At 28.6% G+C, this 20,793-nt stretch carries 19 protein-coding genes; 4 read left to right on the forward strand and 15 right to left on the reverse strand.

The window, feature by feature from the left end; genetic code table 11:
- Window positions 1-11: 11 nt before the first annotated feature.
- Window positions 12-1,019 (reverse strand): alanine racemase, encoded by a 1,008-nt coding sequence (locus CARM_RS05865; protein WP_139426992.1) that lies wholly within the window; start codon window positions 1,017-1,019, stop codon window positions 12-14.
- Window positions 1,019-1,990: a L,D-transpeptidase family protein gene (locus CARM_RS05870; RefSeq protein WP_139426990.1), complete on the reverse strand. Its 972-nt coding sequence runs from the start codon at window positions 1,988-1,990 to the stop codon at window positions 1,019-1,021. The genes CARM_RS05865 and CARM_RS05870 overlap by 1 nt, the downstream gene beginning before the upstream one ends.
- Before the next feature lie 128 nt (window positions 1,991-2,118).
- Between CARM_RS05870 and CARM_RS05875 the strand changes: the two genes are divergently transcribed.
- The 3 genes from CARM_RS05875 to CARM_RS05885 are packed head-to-tail and all read left to right on the forward strand — an operon-like array spanning window position 2,119 to window position 3,548.
- Window positions 2,119-2,538: a copper chaperone PCu(A)C gene (locus tag CARM_RS05875; RefSeq protein WP_139426988.1), complete on the forward strand. Its 420-nt coding sequence runs from the start codon at window positions 2,119-2,121 to the stop codon at window positions 2,536-2,538.
- Window positions 2,538-2,987 (forward strand): hypothetical protein, encoded by a 450-nt coding sequence (locus CARM_RS05880; RefSeq protein ID WP_139426986.1) that lies wholly within the window; start codon window positions 2,538-2,540, stop codon window positions 2,985-2,987. Before CARM_RS05875 ends, CARM_RS05880 begins: the two co-directional genes overlap by 1 nt.
- A gap of 3 nt (window positions 2,988-2,990) precedes the next feature.
- Window positions 2,991-3,548: an SCO family protein gene (locus tag CARM_RS05885; RefSeq protein WP_139426984.1), complete on the forward strand. Its 558-nt coding sequence runs from the start codon at window positions 2,991-2,993 to the stop codon at window positions 3,546-3,548.
- A gap of 4 nt (window positions 3,549-3,552) precedes the next feature.
- Here the strand turns inward: CARM_RS05885 and CARM_RS05890 are convergent, their stop codons facing one another.
- The 6 genes from CARM_RS05890 to mapA all read right to left on the reverse strand — a co-directional run bounded on the left by CARM_RS05890 (window position 3,553) and on the right by mapA (window position 9,622).
- Window positions 3,553-4,755, reverse strand: coding sequence for an ABC transporter permease (locus CARM_RS05890; protein WP_139426982.1), 1,203 nt, complete (start codon window positions 4,753-4,755; stop codon window positions 3,553-3,555).
- Between the two features lie 59 nt (window positions 4,756-4,814).
- Window positions 4,815-5,261, reverse strand: coding sequence for a hypothetical protein (locus tag CARM_RS05895; protein ID WP_139426981.1), 447 nt, complete (start codon window positions 5,259-5,261; stop codon window positions 4,815-4,817).
- Window positions 5,237-5,755, reverse strand: a complete 519-nt coding sequence (locus tag CARM_RS05900) for an LPP20 family lipoprotein (protein WP_139426979.1) — start codon at window positions 5,753-5,755, stop codon at window positions 5,237-5,239. The genes CARM_RS05895 and CARM_RS05900 overlap by 25 nt, the downstream gene beginning before the upstream one ends.
- 61 nt (window positions 5,756-5,816) lie before the next feature.
- The gene (gene gyrA, locus CARM_RS05905) at window positions 5,817-8,375 is read right to left on the reverse strand and encodes a DNA gyrase subunit A (protein WP_139426977.1); all 2,559 of its coding nucleotides are present in this window, start codon (window positions 8,373-8,375) and stop codon (window positions 5,817-5,819) included.
- A 21-nt stretch (window positions 8,376-8,396) separates the two neighbouring features.
- Window positions 8,397-8,978 (reverse strand): ComF family protein, encoded by a 582-nt coding sequence (locus tag CARM_RS05910; protein ID WP_139426975.1) that lies wholly within the window; start codon window positions 8,976-8,978, stop codon window positions 8,397-8,399.
- A complete protein-coding gene (gene mapA / locus CARM_RS05915) occupies window positions 8,975-9,622 on the reverse strand; it encodes an outer membrane lipoprotein MapA (RefSeq protein WP_139426973.1) in 648 nt (215 codons plus the stop codon). The genes CARM_RS05910 and mapA overlap by 4 nt, the downstream gene beginning before the upstream one ends.
- A 198-nt stretch (window positions 9,623-9,820) precedes the next feature.
- Between mapA and CARM_RS05920 the strand changes: the two genes are divergently transcribed.
- On the forward strand, window positions 9,821-11,182 hold the full coding sequence (locus tag CARM_RS05920; RefSeq protein WP_139426971.1) for an SLC13 family permease: 1,362 nt from the start codon (window positions 9,821-9,823) through the stop codon (window positions 11,180-11,182).
- Between the two features lie 14 nt (window positions 11,183-11,196).
- Here CARM_RS05920 and thiF read toward each other — a convergent pair whose 3' ends face one another.
- From thiF to CARM_RS05955, 7 genes are read right to left on the reverse strand one after another with little or no spacing between them, the layout of a single operon-like run.
- Window positions 11,197-11,994: a thiamine biosynthesis protein ThiF gene (gene thiF / locus CARM_RS05925; RefSeq protein WP_139426969.1), complete on the reverse strand. Its 798-nt coding sequence runs from the start codon at window positions 11,992-11,994 to the stop codon at window positions 11,197-11,199.
- Window positions 11,995-12,014: 20 nt separating this feature from the next.
- The gene (gene dapE, locus CARM_RS05930) at window positions 12,015-13,115 is read right to left on the reverse strand and encodes a succinyl-diaminopimelate desuccinylase (protein WP_139426967.1); all 1,101 of its coding nucleotides are present in this window, start codon (window positions 13,113-13,115) and stop codon (window positions 12,015-12,017) included.
- A 3-nt stretch (window positions 13,116-13,118) separates the two neighbouring features.
- Complete coding sequence (locus CARM_RS05935) at window positions 13,119-13,712, reverse strand: LysE family transporter (protein ID WP_139426965.1); 594 nt, start codon at window positions 13,710-13,712, stop codon at window positions 13,119-13,121.
- A complete protein-coding gene (locus CARM_RS05940) occupies window positions 13,706-14,404 on the reverse strand; it encodes an SIR2 family NAD-dependent protein deacylase (protein WP_139426962.1) in 699 nt (232 codons plus the stop codon). Before CARM_RS05940 ends, CARM_RS05935 begins: the two co-directional genes overlap by 7 nt.
- Before the next feature lie 43 nt (window positions 14,405-14,447).
- Window positions 14,448-18,290, reverse strand: coding sequence for a restriction endonuclease subunit S (locus CARM_RS05945; protein WP_139426960.1), 3,843 nt, complete (start codon window positions 18,288-18,290; stop codon window positions 14,448-14,450).
- Window positions 18,291-18,299: 9 nt separating this feature from the next.
- Complete coding sequence (locus CARM_RS05950) at window positions 18,300-20,498, reverse strand: endonuclease MutS2 (protein ID WP_139426958.1); 2,199 nt, start codon at window positions 20,496-20,498, stop codon at window positions 18,300-18,302.
- Window positions 20,498-20,773: a hypothetical protein gene (locus CARM_RS05955; protein WP_217907087.1), complete on the reverse strand. Its 276-nt coding sequence runs from the start codon at window positions 20,771-20,773 to the stop codon at window positions 20,498-20,500. The genes CARM_RS05950 and CARM_RS05955 overlap by 1 nt, the downstream gene beginning before the upstream one ends.
- Window positions 20,774-20,793 lie beyond the last annotated feature (20 nt).

Raw genomic sequence — 20,793 nt, forward strand, 5'->3', positions numbered from 1 at the left:
TAAAAAACTATCTAAACAACAATTCGCTTTAGTCGCGGAGAAAGTTTGACTAAAATTTCATAATTTATAGTATTAAAAAACTTTGCCATATCATTAGCATCGTTTATCACACATACCACTTTTCCACTATCCTCGCAAGAAAAACTATCCATAGACATTTTACCTAATATTCTTTTTTTATTTGGCAATAAAAAAATATCTTTTCCATTATAGCGAAAAAGTCCATCTGCATAGCCTAAATCATAAGTAGCAATATCAATATCTTTTTGAGCATTATATACACCACCATAACCTACGCTTTGGCCTTTTTTTAACTTTCTTTGACTTAATCTTTCAGCCCATAAACTTAGAACTTTACGCAAATTATTATTAAAATATGCATAACCAAACTGCACAAGTCCTACCCTACAATACTCATCATCTTCGATTTGGTTTGAACGAAATAATGCTTCAGAATTATGCGAATGAAATATAAGATTTTTTGCTTCATCTTGAAGCAAATTATAAATTTGTTCTTTAGCTTGCTTAAATTTTTGTTTTTGAACAAAATAACTAGCATCTATTTCATCACTACCTGCAAAATGCATCATAACTCCATGTAGTTGCAATTTTTGTTTTTTTATCGCTTCTAACACATCTTCGAGTTCTTCGGGTAAAATACCATTTCTATGCATATTTGTATCTATAACCAAATGTATTTTAGTGTTTTTTTTAAATTTATCTATATCATTTTTATCATTTAAAGCATAGATAAATTTTTCATTTTCTTTTGTATGAGGATGGTGAGATAAAATCAATATATTTTCAAAAAAAAGCTCCAACTCACCAGCTTCATCTTCATCTTTTACTGCTACAAAATTAATACCCTTTTCTTTAGCTATTGGGGCTAATATTTTGGCTCCATGTCCATACGCATTATCTTTAAAAACACATATTATTTTTTGATAACCGCCTGCTTTAGAAGCTATTAAATCAAGATTGTATTCATATGCTAAACGATTAATTTCTATATAAGCCATTATTGTTCAGCTAATATTTGCATTTTATCATCTTGAAGTTTTACATAAAGAACTTTTTCACCTTTAAATTTATAATTTAAAGTATAATAGTCTTCATAAAAACCTATTCTAAAAATTTTTTCATTTTTAATATTAGGATATGGACTTATGCTAATATCAGAAAATTTAATACTCTTTTCTTCTTTTTTTGCAAAAATTCGCTCCTTTGTTTTTGCAAATTGCTTATAATCTATTTTATTTTTATGTTTAAATATTTTTTGATCATAAAAGGAAAGGTATTTTTTTATATCACTTTTTTGCCAACTATCTTTCCAAGCATATAAATTTGCTAATAAAATAGCCACTTCATCGCTATTTGTAGTTATTTTATTTTTTTCTTCAGTCATTGCATATGCTTTTCTATCTGCTACTAATTTATTAAACTCTTCCAATAAATCATTATGAACAGCAATACATCCTCTAGTCTTATAAGTATCTAAACGCGTGCCATCTAAAGGATAACCATGAATCCAAATTCCACCACCTGTTTTTCCTAAAGTTTTATCAAGGACATTTGGATAAGTTGTAGCAAAAGCAAATGGTCCATAATAAGGATCACCAGGATAAAATTTTTTACCCAACTCATAAAAACCTATAGGTGTTTTTAAATCCCCTTCTATTTCCTTATCTCCTGCTAAACCTGTTAAAACATCTTTTTGTATGAATTTTTTTTCTATTTTTCCATTATCATAATGATAAACTCTTATAACTTTATCACTTTTATTGGTTAAAACTATAGCTACTTTTTCTTCATAATAACCCAAACTTACATTTTTATCTCTAATCTCATCTAACCAAAAATCTTTTTTACTTAATTCTTGCTCTAGTATTTTTTCAACAGCACCAATACCTTCATTTAAGTAAATTTTTGCAAGATTTTCTGCATTAGCAAATATTAATAGACCAAACAACACTAGTATAATTTTTAACAATTATTATCCTTTTTATATAAAAAATTAAAACAACAAAAACCTAATTATAGTATTTTTTCATTAAATATATTTTTAATTTTACTATGTGTATAATATGCTTAATTGTAAATATTTTTTAAGGAAAATTTATGAAAAAAATTCTAAGTTTATGTATGTTAGCTACTTTTATTTTAGCAAATGAAATCACAATTGAAGATCCATATGTTAGACAAACTCCTCCAAATTCTAAAACTACAGCTTTCTTTTTAGAATTAAAAAATAATTCTGATAAAGATATTAAACTTGTAAAAGCACAAAGTTCACTAAGCGATACAACTGAAATTCACGATCATATTATGGAAAATGGAAAAAAAATGATGGTGCAAATTCCGCAAATTACAATAAAAGCCAACTCAAGTACTCAATTAAAACCAGGTGGAAAACATATAATGGTTCTAAATCTTAAAGAAAATATCACCTCTCAAACCAAAGCTAATTTAACTCTATATTTTGATGATAATAGCACTATTGAATTAAAAGACATAAGCTCAAGAAGTATTAAAAAATAATGAAAAATTTATTTATTTTTGCTCTTGCTATAATTCTTGCTATATGTGGAGCTTATTTTTATACTAACTCAACAAACAATGGTTTGAAAAAAAGAGAGCTAATCACTACTTTATATCCACTAGAATGTGATTTAAACACACAAGAATGCACTTATAATTTTAAAAATAAACAAGTTTTAGTTACTTTAAACCCAAAACCAATTACAGCTTTAAACGAGCTTGATTTAAATATCAGTAACTTAGGAGATTATAAAAAACTCAATGCTAGAGTTTATGGACTTAATATGTATATGGGTGATATTGTTCCACAATTTAAGAAAAACAACAATACTTATTATGCTAAATTAGTTTTAAGTTCTTGTACTTTAGATATTATGCGTTTTAGAATAGAACTTTTTGATGATGAAACTCCGCTTAATTTTTATTTTGATTTTGATGTAAAAAGGTAAGCTATGAAAAAAATAAATTTATTTTTGTTAATTATTGTAATTTTTGGTGTATTTTATATTTCTGTACAATACTTTGAGAGCAATAAATATAATTTTCACTTAAATTCTGAAAAAGGTATGCTTAGTTTGAAGGATTTTATAGGTAAAAAGCTTATTGTATATTTTGGATATACCTATTGCCCTGATGTTTGTCCAACAGAACTTGCTTTAATTGGAAATGTTTTAGAAAAAATACCAAATAGAGAAAAGGCTCATATAGTATTTATTTCACTAGATCCGCAAAGAGATAGCAATTTAACACAAACTAGCCAATGGGTTAAATATTTTTATCCAAATTCTACAGCATTAGTTGCTAATAATGAAAAAGAATTAGAAAAAATTACTAAAAATTATGGCGTTATTTATGAAAAAGTGCAATTAAAAGATTCTGCTATGAAATATTCCATAGCACATAGTGGTGAATTTTATCTTATTGATGAGAAAGGAAAATTTGTAAAAACTATAAAAGATATAAGCTATGAAAATTTTTATAATGAAATAAAAAAATTTTTAAACGAATAAAAATTTATTCGTTTCTCAAAGTATCTAAAATATCCACTTGTGTTGCTTTTTTGGCAGGGTAATAAGATGATAAACTTACTATAATCACAGCACCTAAAACCGTTAAACAAAAATCAATCAATGAAAGATTTAATGGCAACTTACTCATACCATAAACATCACTTGGTAAAGAAACTATGTCAAAATTTCCAAGCACCCATAAAATTATACCTGCAAGAATAATTCCTAATACAATTCCACTACCACCTATTAAAAAACCTAAAGAAAAAAATGTTTTTTTAATCTCTAACTTACTAACCCCCAAAGAAAGTAATAAAGCTATTTCACTTCGCCTATTCATAACTATCATCAACAAAGAACTGACTATATTTAAACTTGCTACTAAAATAATCAACATTAATACTATAAATAATGCTCTTTTTTCTAAAGCTAATGCTGCAAAGAAATTTCCATTTTGCTCCCACCAACCTATACTTGCAAATTTTTTTCCAACAAATGCTTCTATTTGTTTAATATCTTCAAAAGGCTTAGCTGAGTATATATGAATACCATCATAAACACCCTTTGGATAGGATAAAATTTTAGCCAAAGCATCTACATCTACATACATATAAGCTTTATCATAAGCAAGCAATCCAGAAGAAAACTCAGCCTTTACATTAAAACGCTTAATTTTAGGTATTAATGATAATCCACTAGCATCTAAATTTGAAAAAATTAGTGTTAATTTATCATTGAAATCTAAAACAAACTCATCTTTCAACCCTTTGCCTATTAATATGTCAAATCCTTGCAATGTATTATCTTTTAAAGCTTCTAACACAACTTCATTGATTTTTTTTTCATCTTCAAAATTAACACCAAATAATACTCCACCTTCTAATTTTAGATTATTTCTTGTAATTACTTGAGTGCTAATATAAGGACTAAACAATAAATTAGGAAAATTATCTTTTAATTCTTTAATCAAATTATCATCTATACTTGCTCCAAAACGCGGCAGTATTGTAATAGGATAATTCATAGTAAAAAGTTTTTTTTCAAATTCTTTATCAAAACCATTCATAATAGCCATAGCGACTAAAAGCACACAAAGTCCTATACTTACACCCAAAAATGCTAAAATTTTTGATAGCATAATAAAAGGTTGATCTTTATCAAAACGCAAATATTTAAACAATAAATAATAAGGGACACTTTTTTGCATTATACCTCTTAATATTTTTTTAAGTATTTTACCTGAATTTAATAAATACAAACTTGCATCTATTTAAGACAATACACAAATGCTCTATCATCATGAAATTCTACACTAAATCTTAGTGGTAAAATTCTTATATAAGTTTCACTTTGCACACTTGCTTGCTCGCTTTTTACAAAATCTTTAACATCTATTTTTGAGTTAAAAAAACAATCAATTAAATCATTTTTATGAGCATTTAAAAAGTTAAATTTGTCTATTTTTTTCATTTTTTCTTCAGATATTACATTAAAACTATCACGGGGTAAATTTTTTAAATCATTTGGAGTATAAACTAATTCACAAGCATACTCTAATGTTTTATTTTTACTCTTCGTCATAGCCATAGAAATAGTTTCATTTTGATGATAAAGGATAAAGTTTTTATTAGACAATTCTGCCCAAAATATAAATTCATCTTGGGCAATAACATTAAAAATTATAAAGATTAATAAGCAAACAATTCTTTCCACTTGTCAGCATCAATTTTTAATTCTACATTTACTCTATAAAGACCATCTTTAAAATCTTGATCAACAACACTTGCATTCTTAATCAAACCATTAACTTGTGCTGTAATAGTTGAGCTTTTAAGCATTGCATCTTTTACAGTATCTTTACCATTAACTCTTACTCCGTATAATTTACTTGCTAATTGTCTATAAGCATCTGTAATAGCAGCTCTTTTAGCCAAAGCCAAAGCTTGTCCCACTGAAACTGTATTTAAAGGAGCTATACCCTCACCTACTGCTGTAAAAGTTAAATCATTATCTGTACTTGTATCATTTGCAAGCATTTTTTCTTCCCTAATGATATTACGCACATCATCTTTATCAACCTTTTGAACCACAATATCAGAGCTTGTAGCTTGAGAAGCTTGAGTTTGATTTGGATTCACACCTCTTTGATCTAATGCACAAGCACTAAAACTCAAAGCCAAACAAAACATAAAAACAACTTTTTTCATTTTTTCACCTTCAATTTATTTGATATCAATCAAAATAGCAAAAATCATTCCAATAATTTTACTATTCTAAGTTTAAATCCATATTAGTTTCATTTTCTAAATCTTCCTCTTCTTCTTTAGGACATTTAGCTATGCTTACTACTTCATCATTTTCTACATTTACAACTATAACTCCACTTGTATTTCTACCAGCCTTTCTAATACTTTGCATATCAACGCGTATCATTTTACCACTACTTGTTAAAGCCATTAAATCCATGGTTTCATCTACTATTACTATACCAATCAAATCTTTAGTTTTGGCAGTAAGCTTCATACAAATCACACCTTTACCACCCCTGCTTTGAAGTCTATACTCTCCAGCATCAGTGCGTTTTCCTATACCTTTAGCACTCACACTCAAAATTTCTTGCACATCATTTTCTATTACAACTGCACCCACAACTTCATCATCTTTTTCTTTAAATTTAATGGCAGTAACTCCTCTACTTACACGACCAATCTCCCTAACTCTAGCGAGTGGAAATTTAATACACATACCTTTTTTAGTAACAGCAAAAAGCATTTTACCTTTTGTATTTTCTTCTATATTTTCATCATCTAAAATCTCATTTTCATTAGTTTGAGAATTTAGCATTTCATTTTCATCTCTTGCTACAATAATGGCTGTTACAAGTCCATCATCTTCATCAAGATTAATCGCTCTTACACCAACACTTCTAATATTTTGATATTCACTTAAGTTTGTGCGTTTTACAATACCGTTTTTAGTAAAGAAACATAACGATTTGTTTTCATCAAAATCTGTTGTTGGAATAATCGCCATAATTTTTTCATCAGCTTGTAAATTAATAAGATTAACTACTGCTTTGCCTTTAGCAGTTCTACTTCCTTCAGGAATTTTATAGACTTTAAGCCAGTAAAGCTGGCCACGATCTGTTACAAACATTAAAGTATCATGTGTATTTGCCGTAAAGAAACTTTCTATAAAATCATCATCATAAGTTGTAACTGCAACCTTACCCTTACCACCGCGTTTTTGTTTTTCATATTGCTTACTTGGAACGCGTTTTATATAGCCACGATGAGTAATAGTAACTACCATATTTTCATTAGGTATTAGATCTTCTATATCTATATCATCATAATCATCTTCAATTTGAGTAATTCTTGGAACATCAAATTTTGCCCTAATTTCTTTTAATTCATCTTTTATTAAATTCTCAAGTAAAGTTTCGCTTTTTAAAATTTGATCAAGTCTTTGAATTTCTGCTAATAACTCTCTTAATTCATTATCAATTTTTTCTCTCTCAAGTCCTGTTAAACGACCTAATTTCATATCTAAAATTGCATTAGACTGAAGTTCGCTTAAACCAAATTTTTGCATTAGTAAAGTTTTTGCTGTTGGATTATCTGGAGAATTTTTAATTAAGGCTATCACTTCATCGATATTATCTAGTGCAATTTTTAAACCTTCTAAAATATGTGCTCTAGCTCTAGCTTTTTGTAATTCATAAATTGTTCTTCTAATAATTACAGTTTTTCTATGATTTAAAAATAAATTTAAAAGCTCGATTAAAGAAAAAACTTTTGGCTCTTTATTATGTATTGCAAGCATAATCACACCAAATGTACTTTCCATAGTAGTAGATTTAAAAAGATTGTTTAGAACAATCTCACTCATAGCATCGCGTTTTAACTCTATAACTACACGGATTCCCTCTCTATCGCTCTCATCTCTAACTTCAGCAATACCTTCGATTTGCTTTTCTTTTGCAAGCTCTGCAATTTGCTCTATTAATCTTGCTTTATTAGTTTGATAAGGAAGTTCATCTATAACAATAATGTCTTTATTAGCTCTTTTTTCAATATGAGTTTTTGCTCTTACCTTAACCCTACCCCTACCAGTACGATAAGCTTCTATAATACCTTTTTTACCAAAGATAATACCACTAGTTGGAAAATCAGGCCCTTTAATAAATTGCATAATCTCTTCTAAACTTGCGTTTTTATTATCAATTAAATAAAGCAAACCATCAATAAGTTCATTTAAACTATGAGGAGGAATATTGGTAGCCATACCTACCGCAATACCACTTGAACCATTAAGCAATAAATTCGGAACTCTAGCAGGCAAAACATCAGGCTCACTCATAGAATCATCATAATTTGGCACAAAATCAACTGTATCTTTATCTATATCACGCAAAAGCTCTTCAGCTAAAATCGTCATTCTAGCTTCAGTATAACGCATCGCAGCAGCACCGTCTCCATCAATTGAACCAAAGTTTCCTTGACCATCTACGCTCGGATAACGCATAGAAAAATCTTGAGCCATTCTAACTAAAGCATCATATACAGCAGTATCGCCATGCGGGTGGTATTTACCGATTACATCCCCTACTATACGCGCTGATTTTTTATACGCACTACGACTTCCAACACCTAAATCATTCATAGCATACAAAATTCTTCTATGAACTGGCTTAAGCCCATCTCTAGCATCAGGTAAGGCACGGCCTATAATAACACTCATAGAATAATCTAAATAACTATTTTTTATAGAACTTTCTATATCTATATTTTCAATATCTGAATCCTTAGTAAAAATATTTTCCATAAAAATCCTTAAAATTAATCTTTATATTATATCAGATTTTGCATTAGCTAAAACTAAAGCAAATAACACTTCTATGTTATTTTTTTCTAAAAGTTCTTTTGCTTCAAGTAAGCTTGAGCCTGTAGTTACAATATCATCAACTAAAATTACTGGATATTTTGGGTATCTCAAAAGTTTATACAACCTTTTATTATCTTTACGAAATTGTAAGCTTTTGCCACTATATCTTACTTTAGATGTAGCTTGTAAAGTATGATACATAGGCTTAATAAATTTTGTTCTTAAATGATGAGTTAAAATTGCTGTGTGAGAATAACCATTGTGCGTATTATCATCTAAAGCTATAGCATTAATCTTGCAATAAGGATTAAAAAAATCTTTAAATTTTGCAAAACTTAATTTTGCAAGTGCATTTAAAACGAAATATCCTTGAAATTTATGTTTGTAATAAATTAAATGCTTAATTTGCTCATATTGGTAAAAATAGTAAACCTTAAAATCATTATCAAATTTTCTTATTCCTAAAGAATATTCTAAGAATTCATCTTTGCAAGCAGAACATAAGCTTGCAAAAGAAAATCCTTGACAATTAAAACATCTCACAAAGAACTTATAATATCTGCGGTTTTATTTGCCACTTGCTTGATAAGAAGTTCTGTAAAAAAAGGTAAATCATTGATTTTATAAAAGCCTTTTACTTCTTGTCTAGTTTTAATATTAATAGTTTTATTTGTATTTATATCTTTTAAAGTTAATTGACTTGAGATTATAGAAAATAATGAATTTGCATCAAATTTAGAGTAAAAATCATTAAAACTTAAATCAACTTTTAATACATAAGGAGAATCATTTGTATTTTCCACTACAATTATTCCTCTATTTTTTAACTCTTCTTTTAAAAAAACATAAAAATAATAATTAAAATTCTCATTGATATAATAAGCATTTCCATTAGAAAATGAATATTTTTTATTTTCTTCTAAATCATAAATTCTGTGAATATATACTTTTTTTAAAGAAATACTTTTATCAATAGTTCTTTTATTTTCACAATATTTAAGCCCTACATCACTAATATATACAAGCCCTTTAATTTTAGCTTCATAAGCTTTTGCATCAGAAGGATTATAACATTGAGCTTGAATTTTTATAACTTCATTAACTTTAGCAACTCCTTGATTTTTAGAGCTAATAGCACAAGCACTAAAAAATAAAGTTAAAGATATTACTAGTATTTTTTTTATCATTATCTCCCCTTGAAATTTCTTTAATATAACTCATTTCAATCTAGCAAGAATTATACCAAAAACATATAAAATTAAACAAGATTTACTTTTTTTCACATATAGCTTTTTTACATAAAAAAATTTTATGCAAAAAATTGACTTTTGAAACAAAAATTATCTAGAATATGTTACTAAATTACAATATTAAGGAGTTCTTGAATGAGTTCGAACATAAAAACACTAATAGTCCTTGCTGATTTAGTGTTGTTTATAGCTTTGCTATATTTTTCTCCTTTTGGTGAAACTAAGGTAAATCAAGGTTTATCTTTATTAATATTTATAGCTATTTTGTGGCTTAGCGAAGCTTTACATGTTACCATTACAGCTATTTTAGTACCCGTTTTAGCTGCAATTTTAGGACTATTACCTACCTCTAAGGCTTTAACTGGTTTTGCTGATTCTAATATATTCTTGTTTTTTGGTGGTTTTGCTCTAGCAGCTGCAATGCATCATCAAAAATTAGATAAACTAATAGCACATAAAATTTTAACACTAGCAAAAGGTCATTTAGGTCTATCAAGTTTATATATTTTTATCACAACTGCATTTTTATCTATGTGGATGAGCAATACAGCAACAGCTGCAATGATGCTTCCACTTGCTATAGGAATGTTAGCTTCACTTGACCCAGAAAAAGATAGAAATACTTATGTGTTTATACTTTTAGGCATAGCTTTTAGTGCAAGTATAGGCGGTATAGGAACTATAGTAGGAACTCCACCAAATGCTATCGTTGCTACCCAGTTACACATAAGTTTTGCACAATGGTTACAATATGGCATTCCTATTGTTTTAATCTTTTTACCAGCAATGATTTTAATATTATTATTTATATTTAAACCTAAATTTAATTTACAAGTAGATTTGCATACAGAACACATTGAACTCACAAGACCTAGAATCATCACTTTAGTAATCTTTCTAGTGATAGCATTATCTTGGATTTTTAGTGGAAATATCAATCCAATTATACAAAATATATTTGGACACAAAATCGCAAATCTTGATGCAATCATTGCTTTATTGGCAGCTGTTTTAGTTTGTGCATTTAGAGTTATTGATTGGAAAAATATACAAAAAAATACAGATTGGGGCGTTTTAATGCTATTTGGAGGTGGGATAACCCTAAGTGTTGTACTAAGAGATTCAGGCGCTAGCAAAGTAATGGCTGATACCATCATATCTTTTATAGAGAATGGAAACTTATTTATTATAGGATTGATTGTTGCGTTCTTTATAGTATTTTTAACTGAATTTACATCAAACACCGCTTCAGCAGCATTACTTGTTCCTTTGTTTATATCTATTGCAGATACTCTAGGTGTTCCCGCCTTAGGACTAGCTTTAATTATCGCTATAGGTGCTTCTTGTGCATTTATGTTACCAGTTGCAACACCTCCAAATGCTATAGTTTTTGGAACAGGATACATTAAACAACAAGAAATGGTAAAAGTAGGAATTATACTAAATATATTTTGTTCAATCAGTCTTGCTATTATTGCTTATTTCTTCTGGCTTTAGTCTTAACTCAAAGACTAAAGCTTTGCTAAAAGCTCTAAGACTAAATTAGCTTGATGTCCCGCACAAATATTCACTCGTGGGGCCATAAGTCCATTACCCATTTTGGCTTCATTTTTTAAATCTCCACATATATAAAAATTATTAGCAATTTTTCTTGTTTGTATGCTATTACTATCACCATATCCTGCTAAACCTGAAGCACAAATTAGTGTTTTTTCTGGATGGTATTGATGAAAATTTTGCATTAAAAGTGCTTTATATATAGCACTATCAAAAGCTTCACAAACTATATCATCATTTATAAAAAGCTCGGCTATATTTTCTTTTTCTATTTTTAAAACTTGTGCAAAAACTTCTATAAAAGGATTAATTTTAGCGATTTGCTCTTTTAAAGCTTCAGCTTTAAATTTACCCAAATCTTCTACCATATAAGCTTGACGATTAAGATTACTTGGCTCAACCACATCAAAATCAATCAAATGAAGCCTACCAACCCCACTTCTTGCTAAATTTATGGCTATATGAGATCCTAATCCACCTAAGCCACAAACTGCTACACTTGCTTTTTTAAGTTTATCATGAAGTTTTGGGGTATGTCTTGCTCTCATCATCGCATCAAGAGCTTCATAAGGAGGTAAAGTGTTTTTTTCTATACAAAAAAGTTCATCATTTTCACTTAATTTTATTTTCTCTTTTGTCGCAAAACCATTGACTATCCACACATCATTTTCATTTTTACTTACACTTTGAAAAAATTCTAAAGTATCTTTAAAATGTGTATCTATCATACTACCATTGAATTTAATTCTCATTAATTCTCACCTAAAAATTATTAATCAAAATTCTCTAATAAATCTTTAAAAACCAAATACAATTTTTCAAGCTCTTCTATGCTCACTCTTTCATCAACGGCATGAATTCTATCATTGCATACTCCAAATTCTACCACTTTAACTCCAAATTCTGCAAAATACCTTGCATCACTTGTGCCACCTTTGGTGTTAAGTTCTGGCACTACTTGAGTGATTTTTTGCACACTTTCATTTAGCTTTTGCGCTATTTTAGAATCACTTTGTGTTAAAAAAGGCTTTGAACTTTGATCTATGCTCAACTCATAATCAAGTCCTTCGCAAATCTTTTCTACATAAGCTTTTACATCTTCTAAGCTAGTTTGTGGAGAATTTCTTACATTAAACATCAATTTTAAATCATTTGGGGTTACATTGCACACTTCCATACCACCGCGTATATCAGTAATAACGATTTTAGAAGGTGCAAAAACTTCATCACCTGGATCAAGATCAAAACCTGCTAAAAATTTCAAAGCCGAAGCAAAATTATGCACCGGATTAATACATTTTTGTGGATATGCCACATGACCTTGCTTGCCTTTGATGAGTAATTTTGCATTGATAGAACCGCGACGCCCTATTTTAATACTATCTCCAAAATTTTTATCACAAGTTGGCTCAGCAACCACAGCAAAATCAGGTAGTATATCTTTTTCTTGCATAAATTTAAGCACTTCAAGTGTGCCGTATTTTGCCTCACCTTCTTCGTCGCTTGTTAAAATAAGTGAAATTCTTCCTTTGAAATTTTCTATTTCCTTAACCGCACACATAAAAGCAGCCACACCGCTTTTCATGTCTTGTGCGCCTCTTACATAAATAAAACCATCTTTTTCCAAAGGCTCAAAAGGATCGCTACTCCAACCCTCTCCCGCAGGCACCACATCTACATGCCCACCAAAAGCCAAATGCTCACCACCATCACTAAATTTTTTAGTCAGTAAAAGATTTTTTACGCCTTCTTTTTCTATAAAAAAAGCTTCAAAATCACTTAATTCCACCGCGATATAATTTAACGCTCCATCATCATCTGGAGTGATGGATTTAAATTTACTTAATTCTTTAAAAATTTCAACTACTTGCATGTTTTATCCTATAAAAGCTTTATACAGCATAGAAAGAGCAAAATACTCTAAAATAAATGCTGAAAAAAGATTAATGTAAAATATATGTTTATTTTTCACAAGGGCTTTGAATTTAGACACAAAAAATGATAAAGTAAAAATCCAAAACACAATAAAACCCACCAAACCAAAAAGCAAAGCAAAAGAGTTTTTGCTCTGCATACTAAGCCCTGCTACACTCACCCAAAAACCTATAACATAAGGATTTGTAACATTTAAGAAAAATCCTTTGCTAAAACCTTTTAAAGGATGTGTTTTATTTACCTTGTTAAGATCGACTTTTCTTGTTTTTCTTAGCATTAAAAACACCATAAAACTCAAAAAGAAAAAGCCAAAAACTGCTAGTATTTTATAAAAAAATTCATTATTTGCAAAGCTTAAAAGTCCAAGATTAATCAAAATCAAAAAAAGTATATCAGCACTTAAAGCACCAAGCCCAACACAAAAAGCATTTTTAAAAGAAGATAAAGCAGTATTTAAGATCAAAATATTTACAGGCCCAAAAGGCACAGATACACCCATACCTAAAATAATGCCTTGTAAGATTACTTCTAGCATTTTTCTTCCAAGAAATTTTCTATATCAGTTTTGATTTTATCAATAGCTGTGCAAACATCTTCTATATAAACTTTAGTAAAATTGCTTTCTAAATATTTATCCTCATCAAGATTGTTTAATATGCTTTGCTTACATACTCTTGCATACTCTCCCACAGGTAAAACCTGTCCGCTTGTACCTATACACACAAACAAATCACAATTTTGTAATTTCTCATATAAAATTTTATAATTTGGTGCCATTTCTTCAAACATTACGATATTATGTCTTACATTTTCACTTTGACAACTTGGACAAATTTTATCATCACTACTTTCATAGCCTATGTTAAAAATATTTTCACACTCTAAACACCTAAGTTCAGGTAAAAAACCATGCAAATGCACTACTTCTTCACACCCTGCTCGCTCTAATAAATCATCTACATTTTGGGTTAAAATGCTAATTTGTTTTGGAAATTTTTGTTTTAATAAAGCGATGATTTTATGTGCATGATTTGGCTTAACACTAGCTAGTTCTTTTCTTCTTTTATTATAAAATTCCAAAACTTTTTTGGGATTTTTTCTAAAACCAGTTGCTGAACAAACTTCCATTACATCATGTTCTTCCCAAAGCCCACCACTAGCTCTAAAAGTTTTTATACCACTTGGAGCACTAAGCCCTGCTCCGCTTAAAATCATTACTTGTTTCATTTGCTAAACCTTATAAAATTTACAAAGTTTAGCGAAAAATGCTTTAAGAAAATAAATATTTTTGTAAGATTTTTTCTTTTTCTTTTTCTAATCTATCAAGTTCTATTTTACCTTCATTGATTTTTTTCTCTATTTTATCAATTATATCTGCTATTTGATTTTGGAATTCTAAAGAAGGAAGTTTAACCCTTAATGCTTTTATTCTATCTATTGAAGCTCTAAGTTTTCTTGAAAATCCTTGTTTTTTACCAGCTTCATTTAAAATAAAACTTATATATTTAGCATTTATTTTTGTATCATCAACCCTTAATACCCCGCAATGATCGGTTGGATAAAACTTTTTATTTTTTGGCATAAATCCCACCATCCAATCTCCATCTATACCCCATAAAACAGAATCATTATCATAATCTTGTAAGACTTCTTTATCAATAAATCCAAACACATTTAACACATTTGCACTATAAACAGGAATTTGTCCATTTTCAAGCAGTTCATTATTTAAAACTCTTTTTCCAATACTTAGTTTAAAAATTGGATTTGATAAAGTGTATTCTTTAATTGTTTTATTAAATGATGATAAAAATTCACTATCTAAATTTATTTTACACAAATTATTAATTTTATCTAAAATAAAATTTAGCTCATACCCCCCCCCATTATCATCTATAATGCCGCATTCTTGAAGTATTGCTTTGATTAAGTTTTGATACTCTTCTATACTCATTCTTATGGTGTTATATTGCTCTTCTACCTTTTCACACTCCGCTACGATTTGTTTTTGAATTTCAAGCGGTGGCTTTGGAATAACCATATTTTGCAAGATTCCTAAATTTATATTTTGTTGCGAAGTTGTAATAACTTCGTTAAATAATTGAAATTTAAAATAATCAATAGCATACATAAGATATTTATTTATAAATTCTTCATTCGGAATAATAGCTACTATAGCTTGATTTGTTGTCATATCTTCGCCTAATATTCCAACTCTACCTATAGTTGCATAAATTGAAACAACAACAGCACCTTTTTGTATCATTTTTACATTAGAATTCTTAAAACCCTCTCTTGTAATTTTTTCTTTAGTATCCATAATAACTTGATGGTTAGAGTAATCGCCAATTGTTAGCCACTTAATATCCCCATTCCAATAATTTATATTTTTTCTTGATGGCGTTCCTCCCATGAAAAAATCTCCACAAATTTTCAATTTAACCAATGGGTATTTAGACTTTATTTCTTCTCTTTGAGTTTTTGGATTTAAACTTATAGCTTTATTAAATTCCACTTTTTCAAAATCTATCATGTCAACAAGCCTTGCTTTACTAGCATAGCTTTGTAAATCTTTTGGTATATCGCTAAGAGTTTTTAAAAATGCTTTGCAAATTAAAGTATTAAGCTTAGTTTCATTTTGCGGATTGCCTCTTTCAAAAAGTGGACTACAATAAGGCTCGTGCAATTCTTTTAAACCTTCATCGCCTTTTCTATTGCTCCACTCGTAACCTAAAAATTTCTTTTGTTCTTTTATCTCACTTGGGGATTTTATAATTAAGACTTCTTGATTAAGACTTAGACAAAAATAAAGCAATTTATCCTTTTCGATCGCCTGAACATAAGCTAAAAAAGCTTTATCTTCTAAACTTTGTTTATCTTCACTTTCTTTATAAATTTTAGATTCTTTAAGTCTTTTATAATCGCTTGTTTGCTCAAATGCATTGCGATAATCTTTAAAGGCTTCTAGCTTTGCAAGTTTAGAATCTAAATCACCATTTAAAAAATTGCTATAAAGCTCTTTATCAAATTTTCTAAAATCACAATATGCACCTAGATAATCTTGATAAAAGTTTTCATTGTCTTTTAAATTTTCAGCTTCTATGCGTTCTTTAATCAAGCTATAATCTTGAGAAATAAGATGATTTTCTTGTTTAAAAGTTTCTTTTTTGCGTAAAAACAAAATAATCGTATTTGTCCCTGTTGCACCAAATGTTTGACTTCCAAGCTCAACAATGGCAATAAAATCAAAATTTTGAAACAATATTTCTCTTGTATTTTTATAAATAGAATCCTTATTTAAAATAGAACTTGGCAAAATAATAGCAGCTTTAGCATTATCATTTAAAATTTGATTTGCTCGCTCACAAAAAAAGCATTCGATAGAATTATTTGTTTCTATGTTTATATCGTCATTAAAAAGTTTATAGATATTTTTAGACTTATTGCTTAAAGTTTCTAAAAATCCTTTTACAGAATAAGGCGGATTTGCTATAAGTAAATCAAAACTATTTGATTCTATTTGTGGCTTTGCTTTTTCTCCTTCTAAATTATTTGTATTTGCTAGCTCAAAAGAAGCAAGTGCATCAGCATATAAAATATTGATTTCATTTTGTCCATACATAGCACTTGATACCTTAGAAACCTTACTCAAGCGATACTCTTTTTCAATACCATAAATATTTTTATAATGCTCTTTAAGCTCATCTTCTGTTAAATAACGCTTAAGCTCATTAGCATAGGTATTTAAAAAATGTCCAGCACCGCAAGCATAATCAATCACCTTTAAAGCTTTAGAATTTTCGTTTAGCATTTCTTGAAGAGGTAAAGAATACATAATAAATTCACAAATTTGAATAGGTGTAAAAAATTGCCCTTCATCTTGTTTCATACCTTTTTGCAAAAAAAGTTCAAAAAGATTACCTAAAAATTGATTTGTAGAGTTTTGAGTAAGCTTATAATTTGCAAAAAGCTCTACTATTTCTTTTAATACAAGTGCATTTTTTAAGAATAATTCTTTATTATGCACTTCTAAAAATGCAAAATCATTATTTGAATAAAATTTTAATTCTTTAATGTAATTTTGCATTACTTCTTTTAATGTTTTTATCTTTAATTGTTTAAAGTCTTTTTCTATGTCTTCATTGGATACAAAGGTGATTTTTTCTCCCAAGAATTCTTTCATAGCTTCTTTATAAAGCCACATTAATCTATCTTGCATATTTGCATAAGTATCTGCCATTACACCAAAATATCCAAATTTAAGATTGTTTTTATTAAAAGTTTCATCATAAATTTTACAAAGAAAAATATTTACAAGTTTATCAAAGGCATTTTCCTTGCCTGATATATTATGCTTGCGTAAAATTTTTGCAAATTCGTGATATTTGCCTTCTTCTTTAAGTTCTTTGAGATTATCAAAAGTTGGAGTAATTTCTAAAATTTTATAAGCATTGACATTTGCTTCAAAAATACCTTGCTCAAAATATTGTAGTTCATAACTTTCTTTCCAAGTTTTAAAAAGTTCTATATTGTTATTAGATTTTTTATAAGAATTTTGTAATTCTTTTTCTTTTAGATATTCTTCGTTATCGTAAGCTTGTATGATATAATTTTTATATTCTATCTTATCGCTAAAATCACTTGTATAAAGACAAAGATATTTTACACCTTTTTCTTGCTGAAAATAAGAAAAAAGCTGCCCACCATCTTCTTGCATTCTATTCCATTCTTTTATAAACTCACTATTTTTAGAATCTGTGGTTTTACATTCAATGATCAAATAAGGATTATTTTCATTATCTTTTATCAAAATATCAGCCTTACCACCTTTTTTATTCCTGCCAAGATTCCATTTTGGCTCTAACTCTAAATGTTCAGCTTTATAGCCTTTTTCTAAAAGCCTATGTACACATTCAAAAACTACAAAATTTTCAGGGTGTGAAAAATTAGAAGTAGTTTCATCGTGAATTTTTATTTCTCTTGGGTAATTAATATTTTGATGTTTGTAGTCTATTTTAAGTATATAGTTATTAATTTTTTTCTCATAAATTTCATCTCTGTTTTCAAATCCTAAACTTTGCAAAGCATTTTTTAAATTATTTTTTGTAATCATTTATATCCTTTACAATCTCACCACTTTAGCACCAAAGCCGCCTTGATTAATAGGTGCATCTTGAAAACTTTTTACACTCTTATGTGTTTTTAAAAATTCCCTTACTGCAAAAGCAAGCCTTCCTGTGCCTATGCCATGATAGATTAAAACCTCGTCAAATCCTGCTATCAAAGCATCTGAAATAAATTTATCAAGTCTAGCAATAGCCTCATCACTCCTAAGTCCATGTAAATCCAAACTCACACTTAGATTACTAGGTTTTGTTACGCTGATACTTGTTTTTGCCACTTTTTGCTGTATCGCTCCGCTTTTTTTAAGAAGTTTTAAAGGCACGCGAAGTTTGATCCCATCGCTTTCGACCATGGCATCGTTTTTGGAGATGGCTACGATTTTTCCTTTGATTTTTTCATATTTTACAAAATCCCCAACTCTAAGCTCTTCATTTTGTTCCATACTTGGTAAAATAATGCTTTTTTTTAGCTCATTAGCCTTATTTAAACTTCTTTGCTTTTCTTTAATATCTTTTAGATTTATTGTTTTTTTAGCTTCTTCTATGGCTTTGTGGTATTTAAGCTCTAAATTTGAAACAAGTTTTTTAAATTCTTGCTCATTTTTTTCCTTTTGTTCTTTAAGTGAAAACAAAATTTCATCTACCTTGGCTTCTTTTTTCTCAAGCTCTTCATTTTTTTTGCGCAAAGAAAGCTCAAGATTAATGTTTTTACTCACCATTTCTTCTAAATTTTCTTTATCTTCTCCATAAAGTTTTTTAGCATTTTGCACTAAATTTGCACTTATACCATATCTCAAAGCTGTTTCAAATGCATAAGATTTACCTATGGTGCCTTTTAAAAACTCATATTTTGGTCTTGAAAGCTCTTCATCATATAAAGCAGCTATAAGTTCAACTTGTGAATTTTTAGCCAAAAGCATAGCAAGGCGTTTATGGTGGGTTGTGATGATGATTTTATTATCTTGTTCTAAAAGCTTAGAAATAAGCTCAGTATATAAACACGCTGCTTCTTCAAAATCAGTTCCAAGTTCTATCTCATCAATTCCTAATAAAACATTTTTTTTACCCAAAAGCTTAGAAAAATGCAACATTCTTCCAGCAAAAGTAGAAATATCATTTTTTACATTTTGCGGATCTTCTAAAATCACATCAAATTCTTTAAAATTTCCTATTTGGCTTTTTTGCGCATTAATTCTCATAGGAAGTAAATGTTTTGCAAGTAAAGCCGCACTTAAAATTCCTTTTAAAAGCATAGACTTACCACCCGCATTTACACCCGTGATGATTAAAACTTTTTTATTAAATTCCACATTCACACTTTTTGCATTTTTTAAAGCTGGATGTGCGAAGTTATATAAACTTAGATTATTAGAACTATCAGCTAAAACAAACTCATAATCATACTTTTTAGCCATTAAAACTCTAGCACTATAATGATCAAATAAATCAAAAGCATTATTAATAAATTTCAAAAACATCAAATTTTTATAAAAAACCAAGCTGATTTTTTTGGCATATTCATAAAAAATTTCTTCTTTAGCATCTTTGATTTCATCAATTTGACTTTGGATTTTTTCTACACTCAAAGGTACCACATAAAATCCACCGCCACTACTCCTGCCTATGATTTTTGCTTTTAAGACATGATTAAACCCACCGCGTAAAAGCAAGGCTTCCATACCATTGATAAGATGAATTTGCGTATCGATTAAATACGCACTAAGACTTTTAGTATATGTGAGTTTTTTAAACTCAGTTACCAAACTTTCTTTTTTCATTTTTAAAGCTAAATTTAGATTAACAAGTCTTTCATCGATACTTTCCTTAATCTCACCCTTTTCATCAAAATACTCAAAAAGTTCTAAAATAACTTGTGGAATTTCTATCTTTAAAAGCCATTCCTTTAAACTTTCTTCAAATTTTAATTTTTTCAAATACTCAAAATACTTACAAATTTTTATAAATTCAAAACTTTGACTTAAATGCAAAATTCCTTGTTTGCTAAGATGAATTAAAGCAGCATTTAACTCATCTACCATAGGAGGAGGATTAAACTCAAGCAAAGAAAGTTCATTAAGTCTTTTAAAATGAAGCTTACTATCACCTTGCAAAAATATTTCTTTATCTCTTGCAAAAAGTCCTTTAAATTCTGCTACATATAAATCTAAATCTAACTTTTTAAAAAATTGCTCTTGCATTATTTATCTACCTTGCAATCTTTTATATCAAAAATTAAAGCTTTTAATTGTTTGTTTTTTCCATTGGAAACAAAACTTTGCGTTCCGTGCTCGAAATTAAAATACTCTTTACTTACATTAGTATCTTTGCATTTTAGGCTTTGCCCTTGTAAAAAAGCATTAAGCGTTTCTTTTTTTAGCACGCCATTTCTTGCGGCACTAAGTTCAAATTTAACTGCAAAAGCTATAGCTAAAATCAGCACTAAAACCAAAATATAATTGCTAATTTTTCCCATTTTCTTACGCAAAAAAATAA

This window comes from Campylobacter armoricus (assembly GCF_013372105.1).
In the GTDB taxonomy this organism is placed as follows: domain Bacteria; phylum Campylobacterota; class Campylobacteria; order Campylobacterales; family Campylobacteraceae; genus Campylobacter_D; species Campylobacter_D armoricus.